Genomic DNA, 14,570 nt, shown 5'->3' with positions numbered 1-14,570 from the left:
AAAGCCAGAAAGGTAAAAGAAACGTCCGGGGAAAAAGCTTGAAAAAGGGGTGGTGAACCCCTTTTTCATTTAAAATAACCCCGCGCCGTGCGCGGCGAACGGGGCCGCAGGCCCTGTTCGTAGGCAGCTTGGCGAAAAAGCTGGGCTTTTCCGCCAAGCTGACGCGCCCCGGGACAAAATGTTCCGGGGCGCGTTTTGGGTTTGTTTGCGTCGGCAATGCGGCTATTCCGCGGCAACCGTGGCAGCCTGTTTCTGCCTGCTCAGTTTTTTTTCGCTTTCCACGCCGTAGCTCAGCAGCGCGCGCTGCAGCGTACGCACATTTTTGAAGTGGATCCCAGTGATATCCGCGTCGAAAGCGGCGGACGCATTGGCGGTGTTGTCGTCAATGAAAATGGATTCCGCTGCCGAAAGACCGTATTTGGCCAGAAGCGCATGGTAGATGCGCAGGTCGGGCTTGGTCAGCTTTACCTCACAGGAAGCAACTCCGCCGTCGAACAGCTGCCAGAATTTGCGCTGTTGCAGCATTTCCAGCACGTCCCAGGAAATATTAGAAAGGTAAAACACGCCGTATCCGCGCTTTTTCAACCGCTTGATGAGCTGCACGGTGTCGTCCTTGGTGCGCAGCATATCGTACCAGTCGTCCAGAATAACGCCCACCTCAAAGGAACGGCGCAGAGCCGCGCCCTTTTCGCGCATGATGCGGTCGCCTTCCTCGCGGGTGAGCAGGCCGGCGTCCATCTGCAGCCATTCCTCGCTGCCGAAGGTAATGTCGTAGAGCTGGTCCTCCACACGTTCGTTCATGAAATGGTCGACGAGGAATTCGCGAGGGTCAAAATCCACCACGACGCCGCCCAGATCAAAAATAATATTTTTATACAAAACGTTCACCTGTCCTGTGCGGGGGAACGCGTTCCCTGGATTCCTGCGCGCCTCGTCCGGGCGCCCGCCGCCGCGCGCGTGGACGGCGGGACCCAAAAAGCGGCTTTCGGCAGCTTTTTCACTATTATACAACATTTTTTGCGGTATAGAAAGGGCTTCGTTCGGAATAGGTATGGAATGCCGGCGTGTAGCCGGAGAAGGGAGGTTGTCGTTATGACAGTATATGAGCTGTGCGAACGGGACGTTGTAAATGTTACCACAGGCCAGAACCTTGGTAAAGTGGATGATATTTCCTTCGAGCCGGAGACGGCCAGCATCACGGGCGTTATCCTGTACGGGCGGCTAAAGCTGTTCGGCCTGCTGGGCCGGGAGGAGGACACGGCCATCCCGTGGGGAGACATCGAAAAAATCGGGACGGATGTTCTTTTGGTGCGCACGGCGGTATCCGCGCCGCCCAGAAGCAGAAAAAAATTGTTTGGAGTGAAATAAAATGGGTTGACAAGGTGTTTTATAATAATGAAGTGGAAAACGTAAAGTTTTTGAAAAGCGGAAGCTTGGCATTTGAAAATCGGGAGGACGTTTGACGTGCAACAGATCGGACCCGGTGCGCAGCCCACGCGTTTTGCGAAGCTGCGCGCCTCTTTCTGGCTGAGCGCCGTATGGTCGGTGCTGGTGCCAACTGTTTTTTTTGTTACGATGGAGTGGATCCACCGCGGTACGCTGGGCGGCGATTTCTGGAGTGCCCGCGTGCAGCCGCATCCCTGGGGCTTTATTTTTGAGTGGCTGTTTTTGGTGCTGCTGTATGTGTTCATCAGCCAGCTTTCGGGCCTGCACTGGCTGGCCACGCTGCTTACGGGCATCATCAGCAACGTGCCGGGGACCGTCACCTATTTTAAGCTGGAGATGCGCGGCGAGCCGTTTCTGCCTTGGGATATCACCCAGGTAGGGGACTTTGCCGGCGTGGCCGGCAAGGTGGAGCTGGACATACAGCCCACGATGCTGTGGACGCTTGCAATTTTCCTTGAGCTTTTGGCAGCGAGCTGCTTTTTGCGTATGCCCTATAGAAAAGAGACGCGCTGGCGCTGGCGCATCGGCAGCGCGGCGGTTTCGGGCTTTTTGTGGTGTCTGCTGGTGTTCGGCGTATACCTGAACGCCTCCATGTGTGAATTTTTCGGCATTTATTCCGATATGTGGATGCAGGACCGTTATTACAAAAACTACGGCGTCATCACGGGGTTCATGACGAATCTGCAGGTGCTGGACATCGAAGCGCCGGAGAACTACTCTGAAAAATCGGTTCTGGAGCTGGCCGCCCGCGTGGAAGAGACGGCCGAAACGGCGAAGCCGCTGTATAAGGAATCCTACGCGGCCACGGCGGACGCGCCCGAGCAGCGGCCCAATATCATCTTTGTGATGAACGAATCGTTTTGGGATGCCTCCCGCCTGGAGGGCATATCCTATGACCGGGAGCTGACGCCCAATCTGACGGCGCTGAAAAACGAGGCGGCCTACGGCTACTGCTATACACCGTCTTTCGGCGGCGGAACCTGTGATGTGGAATTTGAGGCGCTGACGGGTTTTTCAGTGGAGCATCTGCCTGCGGGCAGCAAGCCCTATCAGCAGCATGTCACCCATGATATGTTTTCTCTGCCGCAGTATCTGCGGGCGCAGGGCTACGATACGCTGGCCGTGCACGGATACTACCGCAAGTTCTGGAGCCGCAACACTGCGTACCCATACCTCGGCTTTAACGAGTTCATCGCCGCCGAGGATTTTGTGAACCCGCACACCCGCCGCGGCTTTATCTCGGACGCAGCCATGACGCAGCGCATTATTGAGGAATACGAAGCGCGGGACGGCGGCGCACCGCTTTTCATCCATGCGGTGACGATGCAAAACCACACGACCTACGACGCAAGCCGTTACGCGGCGGACGAACTGGTGAAGATCACGGAGCATCCCGGTCTTTCCACGCAGACGCTTTCCCAATTGCAGGATTTTGCAACGGGCGTGTATGAGGCGGACGCGGCTCTGGGCGCTCTGGTGGATTATTTCCGCAATGTGGACGAGCCCACCATCATCGTGTTTTGGGGCGACCATTTCAACCCCGTGGGCAAGGGCTACGAGCTGTTTGAAAAGACGGGCTATATCGAAAAGGGAGATACCGGCAGCCCGGACCTGCACCGCACGGACCTGCTGATCTGGAGCAACTACGGCGGCGCCTCCATCGACCTGGGCACCATCGCGGCCTATGATATCTCGCCTGTAATGATGGACCTGTACGGCCTGGAAAAGCCGCTGCTGTTCGAGTATCTGACAGACAGCCTTTCGGTGATGCGTGCGCGCACCCGCGGTGTTACCGTGGAGACGGACGGCTCCTTCAGCGAGGAAATGACCGAGGCGCAGCGGCAGTGCTATGACGGCCACTGGCTGCTGCAGTATGACCTGATGTTCGGCAAGCCGTACCTGGAAGATTACACGCCGCAGGAATGAACGGCAAAAAAACGCGCTGTACAGCGAAAAACACTTGTAATCCGAGCGCGGGTATGGTATACTGATTCGGCAATACGCACGCATGTCTTTGGCGTCCGGTGCCTTCGGGTGGCGCGCCATGCAGGACATGCGGAGGAAAAAACAAATTTTAGGAGGACACAATTATGGCAGTAGTATCTATGAAACAGCTTCTTGAAGCCGGCGTGCATTTCGGTCATCAGACCCGCCGCTGGAACCCCAAAATGGCGAAGTATATCTTCACCGAGCGCAACGGCATTTATATCATCGACCTGCAGAAGACTGTGAAAAAGCTGGATGAGGCTTACAGCTTTGTGCGCGACACGGCCACCGCCGGCGGCAGCATTCTGTTCGTGGGCACCAAAAAGCAGGCGCAGGATTCCGTGCGTGAGGAAGCCACCCGCTGCGGCATGCACTATGTCAACGCGCGTTGGCTGGGCGGCATGCTGACGAACTTCCGCACCATCCGCCGCCGTATCGACCGCATGGAGCAGATCAATAAAATGCGCGAGGACGGCACTTTCGACATGCTCCCCAAGAAGGAAGTTGCGAAGCTGGAGCTGGAGCTGGAGAAGCTTGAAAAATTCCTGGGCGGCGTGAAGACGATGGATAAGCTGCCCGCCGCCATGTTCATTGTGGACCCGCGCAAGGAGCGTATCGCTGTTGCCGAGGCCCGCAAGCTGAACATCCCCATCGTGGCCATTGTCGACACCAACTGCGATCCGGACGAGATCGACTACGTCATTCCGGGCAACGACGACGCCATCCGCGCTGTAAAGCTGATCGCGGGCGCAATGGCGGACGCTGTGCTGGAGGGCCGTCAGGGCGAGCAGATGGACGAGGCCGAGGCTGAAGAAGAAGTCGCGGCTGCTGAATAATCGAACAGGGGGAAAAGAAAAATGGCATTTACCGCTTTAGATGTTAAGAAGCTGCGCGAACAGACCGGCTGCGGCATGATGGACTGCAAAAAGGCGCTCACCGAGTCTGACGGCGATTTTGACAAGGCTGTCGAGTATCTGCGCGAAAAGGGTCTTGCCGCCGCCGCGAAAAAGGCAGGCCGCATTGCCGCCGAGGGCATGGTCTACGCTGCGGCCGACGTGGCAAACAAGGTGGGCGTTGTCATCGAAGTGAACGCCGAGACCGACTTTGTTGCGAAAAACGACAGTTTCCAGACCTTTGTAAAAGAAGTTGCAGACGTTGTCATGGCGCAGAATCCCGCCGACGTGGAGGCTCTGATGGCCTGCAAGCTGGGCGAGCAGACGGTAGAAGCCGCGCTGCAGGAAAAGATTCTTGTCATCGGCGAGAACATTAAGATCCGTCGCTTCGCGCGCTTCGAGGGCGTTTGTTCCGCTTATGTGCACGGCGGCGGTACGCACGGCGTGCTGGTCCAGTTCGACACCGACGATGCGACAGCTGCGAAAGCTGAGTTCACGGCGTTCGGCAAAGACATTGCCATGCAGATCGCCGCGGCCAATCCCGGTTATCTGTGCGAGGCCGAGGTGCCCGCGTCTGTGGTCGAGAAAGAGAAGGAGATCCTGCTGGCGCAGATCAGCAACGACCCGAAGCTGGCCGGAAAGCCCGAGCCTGTGAAGGTGAAGATGGTCGAAGGCAAAATCGGCAAGTTCTACAAAGAGAACTGCTTGGTGGATCAGGCATATGTCAAGGAGCCGGATATTTCTGTCTCCAAGTATGTTGAGAACACCGCTAAAGAGCTGGGCGCGGACATCGAGATTGTCAAGTTTGTGCGTTTTGAGAAGGGCGAAGGCCTGGAGAAGCGCGCCGACGATTTTGCGGCCGAAGTTGCCAGCATGATGAAATAAGCGTATCGCTCGGATACAGGCCGCCCGCACGGAAGTGTGGGCGGTTTTTTGACGCCAGGCCTGTGCGCCCAATATTTAACAGATTCGTCATTGCTTTTTTGCATTTAATATGTTAAAGTATTAAAGCAATATCGGGAATGATATAAAAACGGAACCATCAAAAAGGACGAGGTGCATCATGGCAGAAAAAAATACCCGCAGAGACAAAGACATGGATGTGCTGTTCAAAGCGATCCTTTCTTTGGAAACGCTGGATGAATGCTACGATTTCTTCGAGGACCTCTGTACGATGAAAGAACTGGCGGATATGGTGCAGCGCGTGGAGGCGGCCAAGATGCTGCTGAGCGGCAATACATACGAGCAGATCGTCAAAAATGTCGAGATCAGCACAGCGACCATCAGCCGGATTAATCGTTGTATCCAATATGGAAGCGGCGGTTACGAGAAAATTCTGAATCGTGCAGAAAAAGCCAGCAAAATCAAGGGTTGAGTTTTTTCGCGGAAGTAAAATAGTGTAGGGATAGTGTATGAGTTGCATACATTATCCCTACACTATTTTTGCACCGCATTCTTACGCTCTATTTTATATGATGTATATTTTTATAATACAAATGGGCGTTTGATTTTCAGGCCATATCTTTGCAAGCCTTGGAAAGCATTTTGACATTTTCCAACGGAGTATCTGCACCCAAATCACACCCGGGGGCAAGAATGTGAGAATGCCCGTTTGCAATTTTTATCCGTTCGCATGCCTCTTTGTAAACTTCGCTGGGCGTACCGGTAAGGAGCGTGCCGGCTGGTTTGATATTTCCCATCATAACCATTTTTTCGCCTGCTGCCTCTACAGCCTTTTCGAAGTCCACAAGATAATCTACCGAAAATACGTTCACTCCACATTCGCGTAATGCTGCAACGCGGTTTCCGGATGCGCCGCAAACATGGGCGTAAAAATACTTATAAAAGGGGAGTTTTTCTTTTAGCTTTTTTAATGATGGAACAACCCATTCTTCGAACATTTCTTGGCTGATCAAACTGCCGCTTCCAACCGGTTCTGCGGGGAAAGCTATATCACACCCGTTCTCGTGCAATAATGTGAACATTTCAGCACTGACGCATACCGTAAAATCCAGCAGTTCATGCACAATTTCCGGCTCCTCCAGCATGAGCATGATAAAGTCACTTGTTCCGACCATGACGGCTGCCATAGTGAATGGCCCTGCTACATCCCCGAATATATATTTTTGATTTCCCACCAGGGCCTTGACATGCCGTGTCTGATTTATCATTTTTTGAACAAAATCATTAGCAAGAAGGGTATCACGAATTGTTTCTCTATTGAGTTGCGGAATCTCGTTTATTGGATCTTTAAAAACAGAGCCGGTATCGATTGCACCTCCAATTTTATCAATACTGATTGGGCAGCCAAATGCGTTGAGACATGCAGTGAAAACTCCAGAAACTGCGCTGATCATATCGCTGTCAATTTTGTTGAGATAATCTACAACAGATGAAGCCCCGCTGTCCGGCCTGCTATATAGCTCCCGATATGTCACCCCCTCTGTTTTAGCAATCCATGCTCCGCCATCGACTACGGTAAAAGGAGTGCGGTCTACAGCTTGGTGCTTAATAACTGCGTCAATTCTTTCTTTGGGTGTCATCGTTTCCATGGACAGTTCCTCCCATAATTGTTTTGTTTTACATAACATATTGGGCTTGTTATGTGTTTCATGCCTGTATCATACAATTGTTTCAATTCGAAGTATTGTACTATGATTTAATTTTTGGGAATATTTTGTTTTTTACTTAAAAAATTCCAAACCGTTTGAAAAGCGTGTGCAGATAGCCCAAAAGCTCTGTTCCTTTTTTAGCCAAGAAATTTCACGTTCAGTGTATACGCTTTTAGCGAGATCGTTTATTTCGTAACTACCCATGTACTTGATGGCGCACCCATCGACTTTGTGGTTCTCCGCCATTGCTGCAAAGTGCTTTCCACCATCGTGCGGTTTGTGCGCAGGGGTGTATATAAGATTGCCTCGAACTGTTATAGCGCCGGCTTTTAATACATACGTCTGCATCGGGGCATTTTCTTTGAGGACCTCTTTTTGGCTTTCGAGGTTGAGGCTTAGTTTATAGAGGGTATCCGTGGTGTGGGTACGACAAAGCCTTATCGCTTACTTGTTATTCGCACTCAGGCATTTTATGAGCACTGTTTTCTCCTTTCCGTTATTTGAATTAATATTTGTGAGAATATATTGTAGTATAGGAATTATCAACTCCGGCACTGTGAGGTGTGATATGGTTAGGAATAATGTATCGATCTGTCCTGTGTGCGGGGAGAATTTAAAGCCATACGATAAGATTTTGCGTATTGCATGTACGAAAGGGCGAAAAATACTATGGAAATGGGGGCTGTAAGAAAATTTTAAAGCATTCCAGAGAGCAAATGAACGATGCGCGAGAACGATGTGCGGGGCCGTAAACCGGCCCCGCGTTTTGCGCCGGAAACCGAGACCGGAAAAGCGTGACGGTGAAATTGGCCTTCTCGGTTCCGTTTGCCGTGTGCATTCTTGTGCAAAAAAGAGAGTGAATATACGTCTACGGCGGACAACTTTGCCCGGATGTACGGGAGCGACGGAGCTTTTTTCTGTTTTTTTATGCAATATCACACAATTGAACGCTTTAGCAAAGAAAAGTATGTAAAAATAGTGTATTGAATTTTGTGCATCTTCCGCGTTAAAATAGATTCAATTCCTATCAAAGGCTTTGTTGGAAGCTTTGTGTATGGAAAGTTTGAAACATTGGAGGAAGAAAGTATGAAAAAGTTTCTGAGCGCAGCGCTGGCCCTCTGCCTCGCCTTTTCGCTGGCGGCGTGCGGCGGTTCCGGCTCCAGCACACCGGCGTCCACCGCGCCGTCCGGCGGCACGGCGGGTTCCGGCGCGGCCATTAAGATCGGCGGTATCGGCCCTGTTACAGGCAGCACCGCGGTTTACGGCAATGCCGTGAAGAACGGCGCGGAGATCGCCATTGCCGAGATCAACGCGCTGGGCGGCCAGCAGTATGAGATGAAATTCGAGGATGACGAGAACGATGCCGAGAAGGCGATCAACGCGTACAACAGCCTGAAGGACTGGGGCATGCAGATCCTGATGGGCACCGTCACCAGCAATCCCTGCATCGCCGTTGCGGCCGAGACGGCAAACGACAATATGTTCCAGCTGACGCCGTCTGGCTCCGCTGAAGGCTGCATCGCAAACGACAATGCGTTCCGCGTTTGCTTCTCCGACCCGGAGCAGGGCACGCTTTCCGCCGATTATATCGTTGAGAACAGCCTTGCGGCAAAGGTCGCCGTCATCTATGACAGCTCTGACCCGTATTCCTCCGGCATTCACGATGCGTTCGTGACCGAGGCGCAGGAAAAGGGCCTGGAGATCGTTTCCGACGAGGCGTTTACCGCCGACAGCAATAAGGACTTCACAGTCCAGATTCAGAAGGCCCAGTCTGCAGGCGCAGAGCTGGTGTTCCTGCCCATTTACTACACCGAGGCGTCCCTGATTCTGACGCAGGCCGACAAGATCGGCTATGAGCCGGTATTTTTCGGCTGCGACGGTCTGGACGGTCTGGTGTCTGTGGAGAACTTCGACACGAGTCTGGCCGAGGATGTCATGCTGATGACTCCGTTTACCGCTTCGGCTACCGATGACAAAACGGCCGCGTTTGTAAAGGCTTATAACGAAGCCTACGGCGAGGACCCCAATCAGTTCGCGGCCGATGCCTATGACGCCATTTACGCCATCCACGCGGCTGTGGAGAAGGCCGGCGTTACAGCCGACATGGATGCGTCCGCCATTTGCGACGCCCTGAAGGCCGCTTTTACTGAGATTACACTGGAAGGCTTGACCGGCAAGGGCATTACCTGGGACGCCAGCGGCGCGCCTGCCAAGAGCCCGCTTGTCTACATCATCAAGGACGGCGTTTACACCGCGGCATAATTTCTGTTACAAAAAGGCCAAGAAGGCTGCCGGCTTTTACCGGCAGCCTTCTTTCCAATCGACATCTTTTCGGTGGAAAACAGCGTGCGAGGCCGTTTTTTGTGGTTTTCAATTGCCGGGCGGCACCCGGTATGGTATACTTATAAAGTCTGGTACCTGTGGAGCGATCCTCTCTTGGACGCCGGCGGCACGGCGTTTTATGGGAAACAAAAAAGGGGCGAAACACATGCAATTTTTATCTTACCTTGTGAACGGCATCAGCCTGGGCAGTATTTATGCGGTCATTGCCCTGGGCTATACGATGGTGTACGGCATTGCCCGTATGCTGAATTTCGCGCATGGCGACGTCATCATGGTGGGCGGCTACGTTGCTTTTGTAATGATGACGTCGCTGGGCCTGCCCGCGCTGGCGGCAATCTGCGCGGCGGTGGTGGTTTGCACGCTGCTGGGCGTTGCCATCGAACGCGTGGCCTATAAGCCGCTGCGGGAGGCGCCCAGCCTCGCCGTGCTCATTACGGCCATCGGCATGAGCTATCTGCTGCAGAACCTGGCGCTGCTCATCTGGGGCTCTGCGCCGAAATCCTTCACGTCGGTCGTGTCCATCGAACCGCTCCGTCTCTTCGGCGGGCAGCTCGTCGTCACGGGCGAGACACTGGTCACTATTGTTACATCCGCAGTCATCATGGTGGCGCTCACGTTGTTTGTCAACAAGACGAAAGTGGGGCACGCCATGCAGGCCGTATCCGAGGACAAAGGCGCCGCACAGCTTATGGGCATCAATGTGAACGCCACCATTTCGCTCACCTTTGCCATCGGCAGTGCTTTGGCGGCCGTCGCGGGCGTGCTGCTGTGTTCGGCCTATCCCACGCTGATGCCAACGACGGGCGCAATGCCCGGCATCAAGGCTTTTGTGGCTGCGGTGTTCGGCGGCATCGGTTCCATCCCCGGCGCGATGCTGGGCGGCGTGCTGCTGGGCATCATCGAGAGCCTGAGCAAAGCGTATATTTCGTCCCAGATGGCGGACGCCATCGTGTTCGGCGTGCTCATCATCGTACTGCTTGTCCGCCCTGCGGGCATACTGGGCAAGCAGACGCGAGAGAAAGTGTAGGTGGGCGCAATGAAAATGAAAACTTTGAGCCGCAGCTTCCGGCGCGACCTTGTGACCTATGGAATGGTCGTTGTGATGTTTTTGGCCATCCAGCTGCTTTCAGGCATAGGCATGCTCACAAATTCCCTGTCGGGGCAGCTCGTTCCGATCTGCGCATATATCATTATGGCAATTTCCCTCAACCTCACCGTGGGCATCCTGGGCGAGCTGAGCCTGGGGCATGCGGGCTTTATGAGCGTGGGCGGTTTTGTGGGGGCGTTTGTCTCCGTGTGTGTTGGGGACGCCGTGCCGGGCTGGCTCTGCTTTGCGCTGGCGTTGCTGGCGGGGACCGCGGCCGCAGCCTTGTTCGGTTTTTTGATCGGCATTCCTGTATTGCGCCTGCAGGGGGACTATCTTGCCATCGTAACGCTGGCCTTTGGTGAGATCATCAAAAACCTGCTCAATTCCTTCTATGTCGGCAGAGATGCGTCCGGCTTCCATGTTTCGCTGAAGGACGCGCTTTCGCTGAACCTGGACGAGACAGGCGATGTGATCATCAACGGCGCACAGGGCATCACCGGCATGCCGCGAAGCGCCACCTTCGGGCTGGGCTTTGTACTTATTCTCATCACGCTCTTCATCGTTCTGAACCTCATCAATTCCCGCACGGGCCGTGCGATCATGTCCATCCGGGACAACCGCATCGCAGCGGAATCCGTGGGCGTCAATGTCACGCGGTATAAGCTCATCGCGTTTACCATTTCCGCAGCGCTGGCCGGTTTGGCGGGCGCGCTGTATGCGCATAATTTCTCCTCGCTGGTGGCGAAAAAGTTTGATTACAACACTTCCATTCTGATTCTGGTGTTTGTCGTTGTGGGCGGTATGGGCAACATCCGTGGTTCCATCATTGCGGCTGCGCTGCTCACCATCCTGCCGGAGCTGCTGCGCGGCTTCAGCGATTACCGCATGCTGGTGTATGCTGTCGTGCTCATTGTGATGATGCTGTTCAACCAGAGCCCGCAGCTTGTGGCCTGGCGCCGCAGGCTGGCCGCCAGGCTGCCGCTGCCGCGCAAGAAGGCTGCGGCGGGCGAGAAGGAGGTGTGATGCATGGCTTTGCTGGAAGTAACGAACCTTGGCATCGCATTCGGCGGCCTGCAGGCCGTGGAAAAATTTGCGCTTTCCATTGAAAAGGGCCATCTGTACGGCCTTATCGGTCCCAACGGTGCGGGCAAAACAACGGTGTTCAACATGCTCACCGGTGTGTACCAGCCCACGGAAGGCGATATCGTGCTGGACGGAAAAAGCATCGTTGGTCTCAAGCCGGCTGTCATCAATAAGGCGGGCATCGCGCGCACGTTTCAGAATATCCGTCTGTTCAAGGATATGACGGTGCTGGACAACGTGAAGGTGGGCCTGCATAACCAGGTGAAATACACCACGGCCACGGGAATTCTGCGTCTGCCCTCCTATTTTGTGAAGGAGCGGGCCATGAATGAAAAGGCAATGGAGCTGCTGAAGATCTTCGATTTGGACGGAGAAGCGGGGCAGCCGGCCTCCAGCCTGCCCTACGGAAAGCAGCGCAAGCTGGAGATCGCCAGAGCGTTGGCAACGAATCCCAAGCTGCTGCTGCTGGACGAGCCTGCGGCTGGTATGAACCCCAATGAGACTGCCGAACTGATGGAGACCGTCCGTTTTGTGCGGGATAAATTCGACATCGCGGTTCTGCTCATCGAACACGACATGAGCTTTGTTATGGGCCTGTGTGAGCATATCACGGTATTGGATTACGGCCGTATCATCGCGGAGGGCGACCCCGAGACCGTCCGCAGCGACCCAAAGGTTATTGCGGCATATTTGGGAGGTGAGGCGTAATGGGCGTGATGCTTTCGGTCAAGGACCTTGTTGTAAATTACGGCGCCATCAACGCCATCAAGGGCATTTCATTCGATGTGAACGAGGGCGAGATCGTCACGCTGATCGGCGCAAACGGTGCGGGCAAAACGACCACGCTCCATGCTGTTTCCCGGCTGCTCAAGCCCAAACAGGGGGAGATATCCTTTTGCGGCCAGCCCATCAGCAGCATGGAAGCGCATAAAATCATCCAGTTGGGCCTGACACAGGTGCCGGAGGGGCGGCGCGTGTTTTCGCAGCTGACGGTGCAGCAGAATCTGGCGCTGGGGGCGTACACCCGAAAGGACGGCGCGGATGCCGTTGCGGCGGATTATGAGATGGTGTTTCAGCGCCTGCCGCGTCTGAAGGAGCGCCGCAGGCAGATTGCCGGAACGCTTTCCGGCGGTGAGCAGCAGATGCTGGCCATTGGCCGCGCGCTGATGTGCAAACCCAAGATGCTGCTGCTGGACGAGCCCTCCATGGGCCTGTCTCCGTTGTTGGTGCAGGAGATATTCAGCATCATCCACGATGTGAATCAATCCGGCGTGACTATTCTGCTGGTGGAGCAGAACGCCAAGATGGCGCTGGAGATCGCGAACCGGGCCTATGTCCTGGAGACAGGTTCCATCGTCATGTCCGGCGACGCGCATGAACTGGCCAATAACGACCAGGTGCGCAAAGCGTATCTGGGCGGTTGAAACAGCAAAACAGAAAGGAGCGCGTCCCTGTCGGGGACACGCCCTTTTCTTTTTTGCACGCCGCCAGGGGAGGCAGTAAGCCTGTGCGGCATGCCTCAGCAGCTTTCCCGGGAAGGGTAATAAAGGTTGTTGGAGATGAACTCCAGCTTGTCGCGGAGCGTGTGCTCCAGCTCGTTGACTGTGGTGACCATGTTCATGACGGTCTCGTTCACATCCAGGATCTGATTCAGCGAAACGTCTTCCATGGCGAGCACCTTTTGCAGTTTTTCGCCCTCTGCGTTCAGAATATGGCTCAAAGCCGTTTCCTCCAGCGCAATGGACTCGATGAGATCGGTAATGGCCTGGCTCATGGAGATGGGGTTCGGGGACGTTGTGATGGTGGGCATTGACATTGCGGTTTCCTCCCTTATCTGCGGTTGATTTCCATATCTGCCGTATGGTTATTATCAGTATATGAGAAACCGCCGAAACTGTGAAAACCCCGCCTTGCGGCGGGGTTTTCTGCTTAGAAGTAGCTCACTTTGATTTGTTTGCCCATCTTTTCCAGATATTCGGAAAGCTCCTGTACCAGGCGTATTTTGATGCCGAAGGTAATCGGCAGATCCGGGTTCTGGTGCGCCGGATTGATGGCCTTGCCGATAAAAAAATTGATGTCCGTGGCATACTCGAACAAAAGCTGGGCGATTTGCGAGGCTCCGTCCGTCTGCACGCTCCACAGGTTGGTAAGGTCGGTGCCTTCCACAAAGGCCTTGGCGTATTCCACCACTCGGCTCATGGTGATGACGCCCTCTGTCACAAGATCCACGCCTTTCATATGGCCCACGGGAGGAATGGCGGGGTCGGTGCCGTAATCCAGAGAGGTGACGATGGTTTCGTGCAGATAGTCTGCCGCAATCTGGGAGGTGGTGCCGCCGCAGACGATTTTTTTGCCTTCCTTCGAGAAGAAAAGCGTCATCATTTTCGTTGCGTCGCGCGGGTCTGCGGGCGGGCCCATCAGCAGATTGACAGGCGTGCGTTCCCGGATGCGCACGGCGGCCACGGTGGTATCGTCGCCGGGCTCGCCTTCATACAGGCGGTTGCACTCGTCCACGATCATGGACGCGATCATCTTGGCCGAGAGCGTGTCGTCGTACAGACGCTCGGCGTATTCGATGATATTCTCGCGCTGCCAGCCGAAATTCATCGTCTTGCCTACGCCTGCATAGATGGCGCCGTCGCTCATGGCGATGAACACATCATGCAGCTGCAGGGGAATGCGGCTTTCCAGTATGGTTTTGCCCTCGATGACGCGGCTGACGATGGGGTAATCCACGCTTTTGCCGTTCCGCAGCAGGATGACGTTGGGGTTATCGAACTGAATGATCTCGGCCGTGGTGTTGTCGGTAATGCGGATGATGGTGAATGTGGAATAGGCCACCTGCCGAACACTGCACACGGGCAAAGTTTTTGCAATGGTGTCCACACATTCCTCAATGGGCATGCCGTTTGCCATCATCGTGCAGATGATTTTGCTGGTGAGCGTAGAAAGGATGTTGGCCTTTACGCCGCTGCCCAGACCGTCCGCCAGCACCATTGTCAGAGATTTTTCATTGTTGCCGATGATTTCCACACGGTCTCCGCAAAGCTGCTCATTCACGTGGTTCAGGCTGATGTAGCCGGTGTCTGTCCAAAGGTTATTCATGGGTGCCTATGGCCC

The 14,570-nt window shown here is 54.6% G+C and carries 14 protein-coding genes; 10 read left to right on the top strand and 4 right to left on the bottom strand.

Going from position 1 to position 14,570, the window contains the following annotated elements; all coding sequences use genetic code 11:
• Window positions 1-222: 222 nt before the first annotated feature.
• Window positions 223-888, bottom strand: coding sequence for an HAD family hydrolase (locus TQ39_RS02230; protein WP_302386905.1), 666 nt, complete (start codon window positions 886-888; stop codon window positions 223-225).
• Window positions 889-1,092: 204 nt separating this feature from the next.
• Here TQ39_RS02230 and TQ39_RS02225 point away from each other — a divergent pair, with 204 nt between their 5' ends.
• The 5 genes from TQ39_RS02225 to TQ39_RS02205 all read left to right on the top strand — a co-directional run bounded on the left by TQ39_RS02225 (window position 1,093) and on the right by TQ39_RS02205 (window position 5,700).
• Window positions 1,093-1,368, top strand: coding sequence for a YlmC/YmxH family sporulation protein (locus TQ39_RS02225; protein ID WP_009325974.1), 276 nt, complete (start codon window positions 1,093-1,095; stop codon window positions 1,366-1,368).
• A 96-nt stretch (window positions 1,369-1,464) separates the two neighbouring features.
• Window positions 1,465-3,372, top strand: a complete 1,908-nt coding sequence (locus TQ39_RS02220; protein WP_050004407.1) for an LTA synthase family protein — start codon at window positions 1,465-1,467, stop codon at window positions 3,370-3,372.
• Between the two features lie 164 nt (window positions 3,373-3,536).
• Window positions 3,537-4,268 (top strand): 30S ribosomal protein S2, encoded by a 732-nt coding sequence (gene rpsB, locus TQ39_RS02215; RefSeq protein ID WP_009325971.1) that lies wholly within the window; start codon window positions 3,537-3,539, stop codon window positions 4,266-4,268.
• Between the two features lie 21 nt (window positions 4,269-4,289).
• Window positions 4,290-5,210 (top strand): translation elongation factor Ts, encoded by a 921-nt coding sequence (tsf, locus tag TQ39_RS02210; RefSeq protein ID WP_050004406.1) that lies wholly within the window; start codon window positions 4,290-4,292, stop codon window positions 5,208-5,210.
• Window positions 5,211-5,388: 178 nt separating this feature from the next.
• Complete coding sequence (locus tag TQ39_RS02205) at window positions 5,389-5,700, top strand: YerC/YecD family TrpR-related protein (RefSeq protein ID WP_009325967.1); 312 nt, start codon at window positions 5,389-5,391, stop codon at window positions 5,698-5,700.
• A 136-nt stretch (window positions 5,701-5,836) separates the two neighbouring features.
• Here the strand turns inward: TQ39_RS02205 and TQ39_RS02200 are convergent, their stop codons facing one another.
• On the bottom strand, window positions 5,837-6,877 hold the full coding sequence (locus TQ39_RS02200) for a uroporphyrinogen decarboxylase family protein (protein ID WP_050004405.1): 1,041 nt from the start codon (window positions 6,875-6,877) through the stop codon (window positions 5,837-5,839).
• 1,146 nt (window positions 6,878-8,023) lie between these two features.
• Between TQ39_RS02200 and TQ39_RS02190 the strand changes: the two genes are divergently transcribed.
• The 5 genes from TQ39_RS02190 (at window position 8,024) to TQ39_RS02170 (ending at window position 12,874) form a co-directional block, all read left to right on the top strand.
• Entirely contained in the window at window positions 8,024-9,199 is a 1,176-nt protein-coding gene (locus TQ39_RS02190; protein ID WP_050004554.1) for an ABC transporter substrate-binding protein, read from the top strand.
• Window positions 9,200-9,425: 226 nt separating this feature from the next.
• Window positions 9,426-10,307 carry a branched-chain amino acid ABC transporter permease gene (locus TQ39_RS02185; protein WP_009325961.1) on the top strand — a complete coding sequence of 294 codons (882 nt, stop codon included), beginning with the start codon at window positions 9,426-9,428 and terminating at the stop codon, window positions 10,305-10,307.
• 9 nt (window positions 10,308-10,316) lie between these two features.
• Window positions 10,317-11,390 (top strand): branched-chain amino acid ABC transporter permease, encoded by a 1,074-nt coding sequence (locus TQ39_RS02180; RefSeq protein WP_050004553.1) that lies wholly within the window; start codon window positions 10,317-10,319, stop codon window positions 11,388-11,390.
• Window positions 11,391-11,393: 3 nt separating this feature from the next.
• Complete coding sequence (locus tag TQ39_RS02175) at window positions 11,394-12,158, top strand: ABC transporter ATP-binding protein (protein WP_009325959.1); 765 nt, start codon at window positions 11,394-11,396, stop codon at window positions 12,156-12,158.
• Window positions 12,158-12,874, top strand: a complete 717-nt coding sequence (locus TQ39_RS02170; protein WP_009325958.1) for an ABC transporter ATP-binding protein — start codon at window positions 12,158-12,160, stop codon at window positions 12,872-12,874. The genes TQ39_RS02175 and TQ39_RS02170 overlap by 1 nt, the downstream gene beginning before the upstream one ends.
• A gap of 95 nt (window positions 12,875-12,969) precedes the next feature.
• Here TQ39_RS02170 and TQ39_RS02165 read toward each other — a convergent pair whose 3' ends face one another.
• A complete protein-coding gene (locus TQ39_RS02165; protein ID WP_009325957.1) occupies window positions 12,970-13,266 on the bottom strand; it encodes an alpha-helical endospore appendage domain-containing protein in 297 nt (98 codons plus the stop codon).
• Between the two features lie 113 nt (window positions 13,267-13,379).
• A complete protein-coding gene (locus tag TQ39_RS02160) occupies window positions 13,380-14,555 on the bottom strand; it encodes a SpoIIE family protein phosphatase (RefSeq protein WP_050004403.1) in 1,176 nt (391 codons plus the stop codon).
• Window positions 14,556-14,570: the final 15 nt, after the last annotated feature.

This window comes from Ruthenibacterium lactatiformans, assembly GCF_000949455.1.
Taxonomy (GTDB): Bacteria; Bacillota; Clostridia; order Oscillospirales; family Ruminococcaceae; genus Ruthenibacterium; species Ruthenibacterium lactatiformans.
Note: the sequence above shows the minus strand (reverse complement) of the source record. Positions and strands in the feature narration are given on the sequence as shown.

Excerpts from the sequence above, each read along its gene's own strand:
- TQ39_RS02225 (WP_009325974.1), top strand. The coding sequence starts at position 1,093 with ATGACAGTATATGAGCTGTGCGAACGGGACGTTGTAAATGTTACCACA.
- rpsB (WP_009325971.1), top strand. The coding sequence starts at position 3,537 with ATGGCAGTAGTATCTATGAAACAGCTTCTTGAAGCCGGCGTGCATTTC.
- tsf (WP_050004406.1), top strand. The coding sequence starts at position 4,290 with ATGGCATTTACCGCTTTAGATGTTAAGAAGCTGCGCGAACAGACCGGC.
- TQ39_RS02205 (WP_009325967.1), top strand. The coding sequence starts at position 5,389 with ATGGCAGAAAAAAATACCCGCAGAGACAAAGACATGGATGTGCTGTTC.
- TQ39_RS02200 (WP_050004405.1), bottom strand. The coding sequence starts at position 6,877 with ATGGAAACGATGACACCCAAAGAAAGAATTGACGCAGTTATTAAGCAC.
- TQ39_RS02190 (WP_050004554.1), top strand. The coding sequence starts at position 8,024 with ATGAAAAAGTTTCTGAGCGCAGCGCTGGCCCTCTGCCTCGCCTTTTCG.
- TQ39_RS02185 (WP_009325961.1), top strand. The coding sequence starts at position 9,426 with ATGCAATTTTTATCTTACCTTGTGAACGGCATCAGCCTGGGCAGTATT.
- TQ39_RS02180 (WP_050004553.1), top strand. The coding sequence starts at position 10,317 with ATGAAAATGAAAACTTTGAGCCGCAGCTTCCGGCGCGACCTTGTGACC.
- TQ39_RS02175 (WP_009325959.1), top strand. The coding sequence starts at position 11,394 with ATGGCTTTGCTGGAAGTAACGAACCTTGGCATCGCATTCGGCGGCCTG.
- TQ39_RS02170 (WP_009325958.1), top strand. The coding sequence starts at position 12,158 with ATGGGCGTGATGCTTTCGGTCAAGGACCTTGTTGTAAATTACGGCGCC.
- TQ39_RS02165 (WP_009325957.1), bottom strand. The coding sequence starts at position 13,266 with ATGTCAATGCCCACCATCACAACGTCCCCGAACCCCATCTCCATGAGC.
- TQ39_RS02160 (WP_050004403.1), bottom strand. The coding sequence starts at position 14,555 with ATGAATAACCTTTGGACAGACACCGGCTACATCAGCCTGAACCACGTG.